The sequence below is a fragment of the Ensifer adhaerens genome (genome assembly GCF_028993555.1).
GTDB lineage: Bacteria > Pseudomonadota > Alphaproteobacteria > Rhizobiales > Rhizobiaceae > Ensifer > Ensifer adhaerens_I.
In genome coordinates this window covers 1678731-1692500 of the sequence record NZ_CP118611.1, presented here as the reverse complement: position 1 = coordinate 1692500, position 13770 = coordinate 1678731, and the positions used below count along the sequence as shown (strand labels likewise).

The following is a 13770-nucleotide window of genomic DNA, read 5'->3' as shown; positions in this document are numbered from 1 at the left end:
TTAAGAGGAGGGGTGCAAGCTCTGAATCGAAGCCCCAGTAAACGGCGGCCGTAACTATAACGGTCCTAAGGTAGCGAAATTCCTTGTCGGGTAAGTTCCGACCTGCACGAATGGCGTAACGACTTCCCCGCTGTCTCCAGCATAGACTCAGTGAAATTGAATTCCCCGTGAAGATGCGGGGTTCCTGCGGTCAGACGGAAAGACCCCGTGCACCTTTACTATAGCTTTACACTGGCATTCGTGTCGGCATGTGTAGGATAGGTGGTAGGCTTTGAAGCAGGGACGCCAGTTCTTGTGGAGCCATCCTTGAAATACCACCCTTATCGTCATGGATGTCTAACCGCGGTCCGTCATCCGGATCCGGGACAGTGTATGGTGGGTAGTTTGACTGGGGCGGTCGCCTCCGAAAGAGTAACGGAGGCGCGCGATGGTGGGCTCAGACCGGTCGGAAATCGGTCGTCGAGTGCAATGGCATAAGCCCGCCTGACTGCGAGACTGACAAGTCGAGCAGAGACGAAAGTCGGTCATAGTGATCCGGTGGTCCCGCGTGGAAGGGCCATCGCTCAACGGATAAAAGGTACGCCGGGGATAACAGGCTGATGACCCCCAAGAGTCCATATCGACGGGGTTGTTTGGCACCTCGATGTCGGCTCATCGCATCCTGGGGCTGGAGCAGGTCCCAAGGGTTTGGCTGTTCGCCAATTAAAGCGGTACGTGAGCTGGGTTCAGAACGTCGTGAGACAGTTCGGTCCCTATCTGCCGTGGGTGTAGGAATATTGACAGGATCTGTCCCTAGTACGAGAGGACCGGGATGGACATATCTCTGGTGGACCTGTTGTCCTGCCAAGGGCATAGCAGGGTAGCTATATATGGAATGGATAACCGCTGAAGGCATCTAAGCGGGAAACCAACCTGAAAACGAGTATTCCCTTGAGAACCGTGGAAGACGACCACGTTGATAGGCTGGGTGTGGAAGTGCGGCAACGCATGAAGCTTACCAGTACTAATCGTTCGATTGGCTTGATCGTTCCCATTGCTTGTGTTCATCACAAGGCGAATGCAAAGCATTCGTCCGGATGAGCGACGTGTTCAAAACAAATGAAGTGAAAGCGATAAACCGCAGGCGGTTTACGCAGACTTCAACCAGCTTCTCAATCCGGTTTGCGCTTCGCTAGCGCAAATCTTGCGCTTTGCCGACCTGGTGGTTCTGGCGGGGTGGCTGCACCCGTTCCCATTCCGAACACGGCCGTGAAACGCCCCAGCGCCGATGGTACTTCGTCTTAAGACGCGGGAGAGTAGGTCGCTGCCAGGTCTGCAAATCGCAAGAAAAATCCGGAAATCAAACGATCATCTTCTCTTCATCCCTCGGCCCAGCCGAACACGGGCCGCCCTCAAGCGGCCCTTTTGTTTTGCTAGACCAAGACAAACAACGGGATTTTGCTTCGCAAAACCCGGACCGGATCAAACGGGATTTTGCTTCCGGCAAAACCCGGATAACGCGGGGTGGAGCAGCCCGGTAGCTCGTCAGGCTCATAACCTGAAGGCCTGAACTGCCCCCACTTTCGACCGGACACTCAGCATAAGCAGGAAGGCTCAAGCACAGGCTTGAGGATAGGCTTATGTCTAACGAGTTTCGACAGGTTGACCTGATGATCGGTGACGTCCGGCGGCGGCGCTGGACAACGGAACGCAAACTGCAGATCATCGAGGAGAGCTATGCCCCAGGGGAGACGGTTTCCTCTGCGGCTCGGCGGCATGGAGTTGCGCCAAACCTTCTCTATCGCTGGCGTCGGCTCTTGAGCGAGGGAGGTGCGGTGGCGGTGGACTCCGACGAGCCGGTAATCGGCAATTCTGAGGTGAAGAAGCTGGAAGATCGAGTGCGCGAGCTTGAGCGCATTCTCGGACGCAAGACGCTGGAGAACGAGATTCTTCGCGAAGCCCTTTCCAAAGCCCAGTCAAAAAAACCGATATCGCGGCCGATATTGTTGCCGAAGGGCGGTTCCCGATGAAGGCGGTGGCGGAGGCCTTACACGTGTCGCGTTCTAATCTCTCCGAACGTCTGAAGGGCAAGTCCAAGCCTCGCGGACCCTACCTCAAAGCGGACGATGCCGAGCTGCTGCCTGCCATTCGCAAGCTGGTGGATGCCAGGCCAACTTATGGCTATCGGCGGATCGCTGCCCTTCTCAACAGGCAGCGGCGGGCCGCCGATCAGCCGGTCGTCAACCGCAAGCGGGTCCACCGCATCATGGCCAACCACGCCATGATCCTTGAGAAGCACACCGCCGTGCGCAAGGGCCGCGTCCACGACGGCAAGGTCATGGTGATGCGGTCGAACCTTCGTTGGTGCTCCGATGGCCTGGAGTTCACCTGCTGGAATGGCGAGGTGGTCCGCCTTGCTTTTATCATCGACGCGTTTGATCGAGAGATCATCTCGTGGGCGGCGGTCGCCAATGCCGGGATCTCCGGTTCTGACGTCCGCGATATGATGTTGGAAGCAGTCGAGAAACGCTTCGGTGGCACGCGTGCCCCACATGCCATCGAACATCTGTCCGATAACGGCAGCGCCTACACAGCAAGGGAAACCAGGCTGTTTGCTCAGGCCCTCAATCTGGTCCCGTGCTTCACGCCGGTCGCCAGCCCTCAATCAAACGGTATGTCGGAGGCTTTCGTCAAAACCCTGAAACGCGACTACATACGTATCTCACCCATTCCCGACGCCGACACAGCGCTCCGGAACATCGATGGATGGATCGAGGATTACAACGAAATCCATCCGCATTCAGCGCTGAAAATGGCATCCCCAAGGGAATTCATCAAAGCATTGTCTCAATAGCTGACTTGTCTGGCGAAATGGGGGGCACTCCAAGGCCGCAGGTTCAAATCCTGCCCCCGCAACCAAATCAAACAAAAAGCCCGCCAGACAAAAACGTCCGCGGGCTTTTTGACGTTCAAGGACACCAAAACCGGCGAGGTGAGAACGCCCATCCGAAGATCAGCCACCGATCAACACCTCCATCCACCGTCCGAAACGTCACCGTCCGAGTTTCCAACAAGGAGAGTGGCCGCTGAGCGGCGCACCAACTGAACTCCAGCCTAGGGCAAAAGGATACCAGTAGGAGGAATAGGCCGGGAGGCGCGACACTCGCCGCCGCGCACTCCTATTCAGCGCGTAGTTTGCTCGATCAGCTTCGGCTGAAGTCCCCCGAACCTCATTGACTATCAGCGATTGTCGGGATCAGGAGCAACCACGAGCGACAGGATCCCGGCATCGGAGTTGCTGAGCACTTCGAAGAGACGCTTATTGTTGTCCTTGCCGATCTTATAGGTTGAGAGTGTGTTGTCGGCCGACCGCGAGACGCTGATCATCGAGGACGATCTGGGCAGCGAGTTTCGGTATCGGGGTGGCCCGATTCCACCGCTGAAAGCGCTCGATCAGGTCGGTCAGGTCATCTATGTCGGCGCCTTCAGCATGACGCTGCTGCAGTCTCTCCGCGTCGGTTACATGATCATGCCCAGGGCGCTTGCGGAAAAATGCCGCCGGCTGATCCAGGTTCGTTACAGGGCGTTGCCGCAATCACCGAACAGGTCGTCGGCCGCCTTATCGAGGACGGTCACTATGTCCGTCACCTTCACCGGATGCGCCGGATCTATGCCAAGCGCCAGAACTGCCTCTTACAAATCCTGCGGTCTGACTTTGCCGACATATTCGAGCCGCGTCGGGGTTCTACAATCTCTGCTATTACAGGGATCAGTCGGTGGATGAGGATGCGGTGCTAAACCGTTGCCGGCACAACAATCTTGGCGTCGAACAACTATCCTACTACTATGCCAACCGGAGATCGCCGCGGAAGGCACTTCTCGTTGGCTTTGCTGCGTCGACTGAAGATGAGATTGAATTCGCAGCGAAATTACTGAGGCGCTCTCTGGCGCCGACGTAGCGGTCTTGCAGACACGGTGTGCTGGAGGCATCCGTTGCTTGTTCATTGACGGTGGCCCGCTCCAGACGCGTCGCGGTGAGCGTGGTGGAGCAGGCCGCGATGGTGTGTTGCTACCTAACCTTTGATCTCGTGAAGCACTGCAATGTCCTCGCGCAGGAAGGGTATCCGGTCCCTATCGATCTGTTCCTGGTAGGTGCGGGCATATTCGTGTCCCGAATAGACGGCGGCGGCAATGAGACCAGGCGCCAGACAGTCGCCCAGCCGGACAACAGACTTGATCCCCGCATCGGCCCATTCCGCTTCCCGTGCTTTCAGGTCATGCCACAGGGTTTCATCGGGCAACCGCGCCGTGACAGGAACGAGGGTGCCACAGTCGATCTGCCGGGTCTTGCCGCTATAGACACAGGCAAGTTCAAGCCGGTCCTTCCTGCGGCCCGCGAGCGCCACGGCAGGAATGATCTCAACGCCGAGTTCGATGAGACGCCGTTGCACCCGGCCCTGTTCAAGCGTGTTCTTGCTCCAGGGTGAGACCTGAGGTTCGGGTGTCACGAAGACCACCTCCAGGCCAGCCTTGGCGAGCAGTTCGGCAAGCACGCTGCCGAGATAGAAGCTGTCGTCATCGAAGATCACGACCGGACCGTCGACGGACACGGCCGTCGCGCCGTCGGCAAGAAGCGCGTCGGGCGAAACGAGTGCGCCTTCTTTCAGGAATTCGAGGGGTTGCCGGTGGGTGCGGCCGACACCGTCGGATCGCCATTTCGCGCCGGTCGCGATCGCGACATGCGGAATGCCGTATTGCAGCACGTCGTCGGCGCTCAGCGGGCTGTGCAGATACAGTTCGGCATTGACCTGCGTGGTCAATTGGCCAACGCGCCAGTCCCTAACGCGGCCCCAGGTCGCAAGTCCTGGCAGGCGGCATTCGCGCGCGACCCGTCCGCCCCATTCGCCACTTCCTTCGGCAAGCACAACATCGGCGCCGCGCTGGGCAAGCGCGCGCGCCGCTTCGAGACCCGCCGGGCCGCCGCCGATGATCAGCGCCGGCTCGGGCGCCGGCAACGACGTGACGATTTCCGGGTGCCAGCCCTTGCGCCATTCCTCGCCGATCGTCGGGTTCTGCGTGCAGCGCATCGGCACGTTGGTATTGTCGCCCGACGCGCAGATGTTGCAGCCGATGCATTCGCGGATGTCGTCGATGCGGCCTTCCTCGATCTTCTTTGGCAGGTAGGGATCGGCAATCGACGGGCGGGCTGCACCGATGAAGTCGAGGATGCCCTGGCGGATCACCCGCACCATGCTATCGGGCGACGTGTAGCGCCCGACGCCGACCACCGGCTTGGTGGTCACGGATTTGACGAAGCGGGTGTAGGGCTCCTGGTAGCCTTCCTCGGAGAAGCGGGCCGTCTGGCTGTCGTTGGACCAGTCGGAAAGGTTGACGTCCCACAGGTCTGGAAGTTCGGCGAGTGCGGAGATGATGTCCTTGCCTTCTCCTTCGCTGGTAATACCTGACGGCCCCATCAGTTCGTCGACGGCCAGCCGCACGGCGAGCGCACAGGTGTCGCCGACCGCCTCCCGGGTATCCTCCAGGATCTCACGGAACAGCCGCAGCCGGTTTTCAAAGGAACCGCCATATTCGTCGTTGCGATCATTGTGACGGCGGGACAGGAAGTGCTGCAGCACGCTCATATCATGGCCGGCATAGAGATAGACGATGTCGAAGCCGGCCCTTTTGGCGCGCAAGGCGGCGTTGCGATACCAGCGGCGCATGTCGGCAATGTCGGCCTTGTCCATGGCGCGGGCCTGAACGGGGTCGAGGCTGTCGCTGACTGCATGCGACGGCGCAAGCGGGATCATCCGGGTGAAGCGGTTGGCGACATGCAGGCCGTTGTGCACGAGTTGGATGGCCGCGAGGCTGCCATGGTGGTGAATGCGTTCGGTGACTGCAGAAAGTGCCGGAAGATCACCTTCATCCCAGATGCGGGCTTCGTTTGCCGGCGTCAGGTCCGAGGTTGGATGGATTTCCGCCTCCTGGGTGGAGACAACAGCCCAGCCACCCTCGGCCTTCATGCCGCGCAGATGCGCCTCGGCGTTCGGATAGCGGTATCCCATGCCGGAACAGTGCGGCACCTGGTAGAAGCGGTTGCGCGCCGTGACCGGGCCGATCTTGACGGGTTCGAAGAGAATATCGAAGCGGGGGTCTCGGGACATTGTTGCAACCATAAATAGAAAGCGATCTGAGGGGGCCTGTGCCAACAAGCTGTGAGGGCACCAAAATAGCCAAGTGCGACCACCTTGCAAGACAATTGCTATACAAACGTATAATTTCTGCCATGGCAAATTGTTTTGAGATCATTTCGTTTCTTCATGATCCCCGCCGACCTGTGGCCAGGTCGGTTGCGCCGACGAAGAGAATGTTCTGAAAATTATTATAAAACAATGCGTTACATTGAGGTTGTGTATACTCCTTCGGGAGCATTCGCGTGGGGAGATACGGCGCTAAAAATGCGGATTAAAATCGATAAGATCAAATAATATCAATGTTGTACTGGATTAATTATAAGGTCGTATAATTTCTCTTGCGCCGATTTTCGGTTTGTGCGTAACTTGAGGAAACACAAATACACCGCTCGGACCTGATACGCCGGACGGACGAGGCCTGAACATGCCGCGGTGAACGCCACCTGCGGCTGTGGGTCTTCACATTCGAAATTTGCCTTTGATGGTCGCTGTTGGAGATTTTCAGCCTCCCGCAGGGAAGGAGTCGTGTCATGAGCCAGGTGCAAAGCCTGCCCGTTTGGTCGATTGCGTCGCCGCTTGCCGGCGGGGCGCTGCATGCGGCCGGATCGGGACTGTTTCACACCTTGTTGCCGCTGCGGCTGGTCTCTGCCGGCGATGGCGCGAGTGTCGTCGGTCTCGCCGTCATGGCAGAAAGTGCCGGCTTTCTCGTCGGCTGCATCGGCTCGACCCGCCTCATCCGCTCGGTGGGAGAAGTGCGCGCCTACGCGGCTTTTTCTGCGCTTGCAGCCGTGCTCCTGCTCTCGATCGCCTTCAACCCGGGGATCGCCGTGCTCATGGCATTGATGGCGGTGATGGGCTTCGTCAATGCCGGTCAGACCGTCATCATCGAAAGCTGGCTGAACGCCATGGTTCCAAACAGCGGGCGCGGCCGGGCGCTGACGCTCTATGTTCTCGTGATCGGCCTGTTCTACGGGCTCGGCCAGTTGCTGGCGCGCGATATCGATCCCTCGGGCAACGACATGCTGATGTTCTCGGCAGCCTTCTACGTGCTGGCGCTGGTGCCCGTGACCGCGATCTGGGTGGGCGAGCCGCAGCTGCACGCGCCGGTCGGCATCCATATCCTGCGGGCGTTCCGAACCACTCCGCTCGGGGCCTTCGCCTGTCTGCTGACGGGGCTCATTTCTTCGACGTTTGCCAACATCGGTTCGCTCTACGTGCTCGATCTCGGCTTCACGCAGGACCGCATCGCGCTTCTGATGTCGGCCGTCGTGCTTGGCGCGCTCTTCCTGCAGTTTCCCTTGGGGGCGCTTTCCGACAAACTCGACCGCATCAACATGATGCTGACGCTCGCCGTCGTCCTCGTCGCGGTGTGCGGCCTGTTCTTCACGATCACGGTCGCAACGCCGTTCTGGATGCTGCTGGTGCTCTTTTCGGTTTTCGGCGGGATTTCCGAAATCTTCTATCCCCTTGGCGTGGCACATGCCAACGATCGGGCGGAGCCTGCGGATTTCGTACCGCTCTCGTCCAATCTCCTGCTGATCTGGGCTTTTGGCGGCACCATCGGACCGTTGATCGGAGCGACCGGGATTGATCGCTTCGGCGCGAATGCCTTCTTCTGGTATGCCGGCTCTCTTTCCGTCGCCTTTGCCCTTTTTGCCCTCTGGCGCCGCCTCAGCCGTGCCCGCGTGAAGCGCCGCAAGGATTTCGTCACCTATCCGCAGACCTCGCCTGAGGTCTACCAGTGGCTGCCTGCCGACGACCATCAGACCCCCAGGAAAGACGAGAAACGTTGATGTCCGTTGTCACCACCTTTCCGCGCGCCGTGCGCTGCCTCGACCCCATCTTCATCCCGATGCGCGATGGCTGCCGGTTGGCCGCGACGATCTGGTTGCCCGAAGACGCCGAGGCTTCGCCGGTACCCGCGATCCTCGAACTCATTCCTTACCGCCGCCGCGATGGAACCGTCTTTCGCGACGTCAAGATGCACCCTTATGTCGCTGGTCACGGCTTTGCCTGCTGCCGCGTCGACATTCGCGGCTCCGGCGACAGCGAGGGCGTCCTGACCGACGAATACACCGAGCAGGAGTTCGACGACGCCGAGGACATCATCGCCTGGCTTGCCGCTGAGCCCTGGTCGACCGGTGCCGTCGGCATGACCGGCATCTCCTGGGGTGGCTTCAACGCCCTGCAGGTTGCCGCGAGGCGGCCGGCGGCACTGAAGGCGGTGATCGCGCTCTGCTGCTCCGACGATCGCTACGCCGACGACGTACACTATGCCGGCGGCTGCCTTTTGACCGAAGACGCCATGTGGTCGTCCTTCATCCTGGGGCTCGGCGCCCTGCCGCCGGATCCGCAGATCGTCGGTGCGCGCTGGCGGGAGATGTGGAAGGAGCGGCTGGAGGCTTCCACCTGCTGGTCCGACGTATGGCTTCAGCATCAGCGTCGCGACGCCTATTGGCAGCGCGGCTCCATCTGCGAGGATTTCTCCAAGGTGGATATTCCCGTCTATGCGATCAGCGGTTGGGACGACACCTATTTCAATGCTGTGCCACGGCTGCTGGAAGGCCTCTCGGGGCCGCGCAAGGGCCTGGTCGGCCCGTGGTCGCATGCCTATCCGTTCCTCGGGGAGCCCGGCCCTGCGATCGGTTACATGCAGGAGGCGATCCGCTGGTGGCGGCACTGGCTCTGCGGCATCGACACCGGCATCATGGACGAGCCCGTCTATACCGCCTGGATCATGGATCCGCATCGGCCGGCCCCGTTCTATGCCGATCACCCCGGCCGCTGGGTCGGCGAGCCATCCTGGCCGTCGCCGAACGCAGAGACCCGCACCCTCCAGCTGAACGCCAGGGGGTTGGCAGACGAGCCGGTTGCCGGCGAGGCGGTCGTTCTCTCGACGCCGATGGTGACGATGCGCGACTTCGGCCGTTTCGGCGGCTACGGCGGCGAGGCTCCTGACATGGCGCTCGACCAGCGCCGGGAAGACGGCCTCGGCCTCGTCTTCGACAGCGATCCGCTCACCACCGACGTCGACATTCTGGGGGCCTGTGAGGTCGAGTTCCGCGGTATCTGCGATGTCGCCGACGCTCAGCTGGTTGCGAAAATCTGCGATGTCGCCCCGGACGGCACGTCGACGCTGGTCACCTGGGGATGCCTGAACCTCACCCACCGCAACGGCCACGCGGAACCGGAAACTCTACGGCCGGGCGAGGCGTTCGCAGCCCGTATCACGCTCGGCCACATAGGCCGCCGTTTTCCGGCGGGCCATCGCTTGCGGCTGGTGCTGACAACGCAGCTCTGGCCGATCCTCTGGCCGTCGCCACAGAGGCCGACCATCCGGCTTCTTCCGGGTTCGTCGCAGCTCCTGCTGCCGGTGCGGATCCCAGTCATCGGCGAGGTGGCGCCCTCCTTCGCGCCGGTCGAGATCGCGCCGCCGCTCGAGGTCACCGAAATCGCACCGTTGCAGCACCGCCGCGAAATTCGCCGCGATGTCGGTTCCGGACGCGAAGCGGTGGCACTCACCAGCGACTTCGGCCGCTACTGGCTGCCCGATCGCTCGATCCTCACGGCCGCCTGCGTTGTCGACCGCATGGAGCTCACCGACGGAGACCCGCTTTCGGCCACGTTGGAGACCGGCTGGGGCATGGCCTTCACCAGCGGCGAGGCCAATGTCGAAACGCGCTCGAAGGTCACGCTGACATCCACTGCAACCCAGTTTCGCCTGCAATGGCAGCTTCTCGCCCTGGAACAGGGAGAGGTCGTCTTCGAACGCACCGGCGAACGACACATCGACCGGGATCACCTCTAGTCCCGGTCATCCATAAACAAAGAGGGGAACCCAATGACACTCTTCATCTTGCGGCGAATAGGGCTTGGCGTCGTCATCCTTTTCGTCGTCGCGCTCATGCTCTTCAGCCTGATGCACATGATCCCGGGCGATCCGGCAGTCGTCGCGCTTGGCGCGCGCTCGACGCCTGAAATGCGGCTTTCCTTCCATCAGATGATGGGCCTCGATCGCCCGTTTTACGAACAGCTCGGCCTGTTTGTCGGTCGGCTGTCGGTCGGCGATCTCGGCGTCGACGTCTGGAGCCGCAGGCCGGTGCTGACGATGATTGCCGAGGTGCTGCCGCATACGGTCACGCTGGCGCTCGCGAGCTTCGTCTGGGCGGTGGCACTCGGCGTCGCGCTCGGCTGCCTTGCCGTGCTTTATCGCGGGCGCTGGCCGGACTGGATGATTGGTCTCCTCTCCATCGGCTTCGTTGCCGTGCCCTCCTTCGTCGTTTCGCTTTACACGCTGCTTCTCTTTGCCGTGACGCTCAACTGGCTTCCGGCTATCGGCGCTGGCGAGATGACCGACCCGCTTGGCTATCTCAAGGCGTTGATCCTGCCGTCCTTCGCGATCGGTCTCGGCTGGGTGGGCTATGTCTCGCGCATTGTGCGCGCTGCGATGATCGAGGCGATGAACGAGCCCTATGTGCGCACGCTGCAATCCTTCGGCGTGGCGCAACGACGGGTGATCCTGCGCTATGCGCTGCGCCAGTCGATGCTGTCGGTTCTCTCTGTCATCGCCATCGGTTTCGGCGGCCTCCTGACCGGGTCGGTTTTTGCCGAGATCGTCTTTTCGCGTCCCGGCCTCGGCAAGATGACCTACGACGCCGTCATCACCCGAAATTTCCCGGTGGTCATTGGCACCGTCATGGTGACCGCCGCCCTCTATGTCAGCTGCATGATCCTGGCCGATATCCTGGCGGCGGTGCTCGACCCGCGCGTGAAGAGGGCCCTTCAATGAGCGAGGCAGTCTCCGCCATGCGTGCCGCCACCGGCTTCAACGAGAGGCGATCCTTCCGGATCGCGCGCACCCTCCGACAGATCCTTTCCACGCCGCTTGGGGCGATTGGCCTGGTCCTCGTCGTGACGATCACGCTCGTCGCCATCCTTGCGCCCTGGATCGCGCCCTATTCGCCGACGGCGATCAGCGTCACCAATCGCCTTGCCGGCCCTTCGGTTGCCCACTGGCTTGGCACCGACCAGCTTGGACGCGATCTCTTCACCCGTGTCATTCTCGGCACGCGAACGGCGATGACCGTGGCGCTCGTTTCGCTTGCCGCCGCTTTGGCCGCCGCCATTCCGCTAGGCCTGATCGCCGGTTACGGCCCGCGCTGGCTGGATGGACTGCTCGTGCTGATCTTCGACAGCCTCAGCTCGCTGCCGATGATCATGTTCGGTCTCGCGATCGTCGTGCTGCTCGGGCCGGGTGTCTCGACGGTCATCCTCGTTATCGTTGCCTATTCCGTGCCGTCCTATGCCCGGCTCGTGCGCGCCCAGACACTCAGCCTCAAGGCGCGGGACTTCATCAGGGCCGAGCAAGTGATGAACGCCTCCAGCCTGCGCATTCTCTTCGTCCACCTCTTGCCGAATGTCGTCGGACCGCTGCTCATCCTGGCCTGTCTCGACATCTCCACGGTGATCACGCTCGAAGCCGGGCTTTCCTTTCTTGGCCTCGGCGTCAAGCCACAGGTCCCAAGCTGGGGCAACATCCTGTCGGACGCTTTTGCCGTGATCCGCAACACGCCGGTGCCGGTTCTGGTCGGCAGCGTGCCCATCATCCTCGCGACGATCGGTTTCACCTTCTTCGGCGAGGCCCTGCGCGACGCGCTCGATCCCAAGCTTGCGAAGGAGAAGACGGCATGAGGACGGCGCAGCAAAAGATGCAGCCGGTGCTTGAGATCGAAGAACTGTCGATCTCCTATGCCGGCCGGCCGGCGGTCTCGAATGTTGATCTCACCATCCAGCCCGGCGAAATCGTCGGCATCATCGGCGAAAGCGGTTCCGGCAAGTCCACGCTTGCCCACTCGATCCTTGGCCTGCTGCCGTCCTCGGCCTCAGTCATGGGCAAGACGCTGTCGCTTGCCGGCACCAACCTGCTTGGCGCCGACGGTTCGGCCTTCCGCTCCGTTCGCGGTCCGGGTGCCGCCATGGTTTTCCAGAACCCGATGACCACCTTCAGCCCGCTGCACCGGCTGGGCGACCAGCTTACCGAGCTTCTGTGGCGGGAGACTACCTTGTCCAGGGAGGAAAAACGCGAGCGGATCGTTTCGGTCTTCAAACAGGTGGGACTGTCCAATCCGGCGAGGCGCCTGTCGAATTATCCGTTCGAGCTGTCAGGCGGAATGCTCCAGCGGGTGGCGATCGCCGCCGCGCTGATGATGCGGCCGCAGCTGTTGATCGCGGATGAGCCGACAACCGCCCTCGATGTCACCATGGAAGCGCAGATCCTGCATCTGATGCGGGAGTTGCGCGCTGAGGCCGGTGTCGCCGTGCTGATGATCTCCCACCACCTCGGCGTCATCGCCGAGATCTGCGATCGCGTGGTCGTCATGTATGCCGGCCGCGTGGTCGAGCAAGGGCCGGTGGAAGCGATCTTTGCGAAGCCGACGCATCCCTACACGAAAGCGCTGTTTGCCTGCGAACCGGCGCTGATCGCCCCCGGCCTTCATCGCATGCCGGTCATCGACCATGAGGCGCTAAGCATTGCCCGCGAGGGGAGGAATTTGGCATGACGGAACAGACACCCATTCTCGAAGCCCGTGGTCTCGGTGTCAGTATCGGCACGCGGGGACGCCTTCTTGGCGCAGGTCGCAAGCTCGACATCGTCGTCGACGTTTCTCTGGCGCTCAGGCCCGGAAAGATCGTCTGTGTTGTCGGCGAAAGTGGCTCGGGCAAGACCACGCTCGGCATGGCCCTGCTCGGCCTGACGCAGCCAACGGCCGGCGAAATCCGCTTCAAGGGTACGCCGCTCGCCGACTTTTCGAAGGCGAGCTTCCGGCCGATTCGAGAGAAAACCTCGCTGCTCTTCCAGGACCCGGCCTCGTCCTTCAATCCGCGGCAGCGCATCGGTGACATCGTCGCCGAGCCTCGCCGCATCGCCGGCGCGGGCGAAACCACGGCCGAGGCGATCGCCGCGCTGGCGCAGCTTGCCGGTTTGCCTTCGTCCTTGCTGTCGCGCTTTCCGCACGCGCTTTCCGGCGGTCAGGCGCGTCGCGCCGCCGTTGCCCGGGCGCTCTCTGTCGTGCCGAGCCTGATTGTCGCGGATGAGCCGACGGCCGGCCTCGACGTTTCCGTGCAGGGCGGCGTGATGAACCTGTTCCTGGACATCCGGGAAAAGCACGATACGGCCTTCCTGATCATCACCCACAACCTCGCGGTCGCGCGGCATATCTCCGACGAGCTGGTGATCATGTATCTCGGCCGGGTGGTCGAAAGCGGCCCGACGGCGGAAATCTTCCGCAACCCCCAACACCCCTACACCAAGGCCCTGCTCGATAGCGAACCGATTCCGGATCCGCAGCACCGGCGCAGCGAACCGCCTGTCCTCGGTGAGGTGCCGAGCATCTTTGCCCGCCCGTCGGGCTGCGAGTTCCATGAGCGCTGCCGCTTTGCCGAGAGCCTCTGCCGCACCCGCCCACCCCAGGAAATCGCCGATGCGAACGGCCAGCGCGTGCGCTGTCACTTTCCGCTCGCAGACGCCGCCAAGCGGCCTCAACTGGTCGAAGCCTGAAATCGATCGAGCCATCATCATCTGAGGAGGAGAATTCAG

The 13770-nt window shown here is 61.6% G+C and carries 9 protein-coding genes and 2 rRNA genes (1 of these 11 cut by a window edge); 9 read left to right on the top strand and 2 right to left on the bottom strand.

The annotated features are described in order from the left end of the window. From PWG15_RS27830 to PWG15_RS27820, 3 genes are all read left to right on the top strand, one after another. Positions 1–1028: ribosomal RNA gene (locus PWG15_RS27830) — 23S ribosomal RNA — on the top strand; it begins 1769 nt to the left of the window's first position. Positions 1029–1197: 169 nt separating this feature from the next. Further along, positions 1198–1312 (top strand): 5S ribosomal RNA (gene rrf / locus PWG15_RS27825). Positions 1313–1619: 307 nt separating this feature from the next. Further along, a protein-coding gene (locus tag PWG15_RS27820; protein ID WP_192358643.1) for an IS3 family transposase occupies positions 1620–2833 on the top strand; the annotation gives its coding sequence in 2 pieces (ribosomal slippage) (positions 1620–1956 and positions 1956–2833; 1215 coding nt in all). 386 nt (positions 2834–3219) lie between these two features. On the opposite strand, the gene PWG15_RS27815 is transcribed toward PWG15_RS27820, so the two are convergent. Then, on the bottom strand, positions 3220–3366 hold the full coding sequence (locus PWG15_RS27815; protein ID WP_275024742.1) for a hypothetical protein: 147 nt from the start codon (positions 3364–3366) through the stop codon (positions 3220–3222). A 686-nt stretch (positions 3367–4052) separates the two neighbouring features. Next, positions 4053–6143: an oxidoreductase gene (locus PWG15_RS27810; RefSeq protein ID WP_275024741.1), complete on the bottom strand. Its 2091-nt coding sequence runs from the start codon at positions 6141–6143 to the stop codon at positions 4053–4055. A gap of 560 nt (positions 6144–6703) precedes the next feature. On the opposite strand from PWG15_RS27810, the gene PWG15_RS27805 reads away from it, so the two are divergent. Genes PWG15_RS27805 through PWG15_RS27780 form a run of 6 tightly spaced genes read left to right on the top strand, consistent with a single transcriptional unit; the run spans position 6704 to position 13731 of the window. Beyond that, positions 6704–7966, top strand: coding sequence for an MFS transporter (locus tag PWG15_RS27805; protein ID WP_275024740.1), 1263 nt, complete (start codon positions 6704–6706; stop codon positions 7964–7966). Next, positions 7966–9981: a CocE/NonD family hydrolase gene (locus PWG15_RS27800; protein ID WP_275024739.1), complete on the top strand. Its 2016-nt coding sequence runs from the start codon at positions 7966–7968 to the stop codon at positions 9979–9981. The genes PWG15_RS27805 and PWG15_RS27800 overlap by 1 nt, the downstream gene beginning before the upstream one ends. A gap of 33 nt (positions 9982–10014) precedes the next feature. Next, positions 10015–10962 (top strand): ABC transporter permease, encoded by a 948-nt coding sequence (locus PWG15_RS27795; protein ID WP_275024738.1) that lies wholly within the window; start codon positions 10015–10017, stop codon positions 10960–10962. After that, complete coding sequence (locus PWG15_RS27790) at positions 10959–11864, top strand: ABC transporter permease (RefSeq protein ID WP_275024737.1); 906 nt, start codon at positions 10959–10961, stop codon at positions 11862–11864. The genes PWG15_RS27795 and PWG15_RS27790 overlap by 4 nt, the downstream gene beginning before the upstream one ends. Further along, positions 11861–12733, top strand: a complete 873-nt coding sequence (locus PWG15_RS27785) for an ABC transporter ATP-binding protein (protein WP_275024736.1) — start codon at positions 11861–11863, stop codon at positions 12731–12733. The genes PWG15_RS27790 and PWG15_RS27785 overlap by 4 nt, the downstream gene beginning before the upstream one ends. After that, positions 12730–13731, top strand: a complete 1002-nt coding sequence (locus PWG15_RS27780) for an ABC transporter ATP-binding protein (protein ID WP_275024735.1) — start codon at positions 12730–12732, stop codon at positions 13729–13731. The genes PWG15_RS27785 and PWG15_RS27780 overlap by 4 nt, the downstream gene beginning before the upstream one ends. The last annotated feature ends 39 nt before the right edge of the window (positions 13732–13770 follow it).

Excerpts from the sequence above, each read along its gene's own strand:
- PWG15_RS27800 (WP_275024739.1), top strand. The coding sequence starts at position 7,966 with ATGTCCGTTGTCACCACCTTTCCGCGCGCCGTGCGCTGCCTCGACCCC.
- PWG15_RS27810 (WP_275024741.1), bottom strand. The coding sequence starts at position 6,143 with ATGTCCCGAGACCCCCGCTTCGATATTCTCTTCGAACCCGTCAAGATC.
- PWG15_RS27795 (WP_275024738.1), top strand. The coding sequence starts at position 10,015 with ATGACACTCTTCATCTTGCGGCGAATAGGGCTTGGCGTCGTCATCCTT.
- PWG15_RS27790 (WP_275024737.1), top strand. The coding sequence starts at position 10,959 with ATGAGCGAGGCAGTCTCCGCCATGCGTGCCGCCACCGGCTTCAACGAG.
- PWG15_RS27780 (WP_275024735.1), top strand. The coding sequence starts at position 12,730 with ATGACGGAACAGACACCCATTCTCGAAGCCCGTGGTCTCGGTGTCAGT.
- PWG15_RS27815 (WP_275024742.1), bottom strand. The coding sequence starts at position 3,366 with ATGATCAGCGTCTCGCGGTCGGCCGACAACACACTCTCAACCTATAAG.
- PWG15_RS27805 (WP_275024740.1), top strand. The coding sequence starts at position 6,704 with ATGAGCCAGGTGCAAAGCCTGCCCGTTTGGTCGATTGCGTCGCCGCTT.
- PWG15_RS27785 (WP_275024736.1), top strand. The coding sequence starts at position 11,861 with ATGAGGACGGCGCAGCAAAAGATGCAGCCGGTGCTTGAGATCGAAGAA.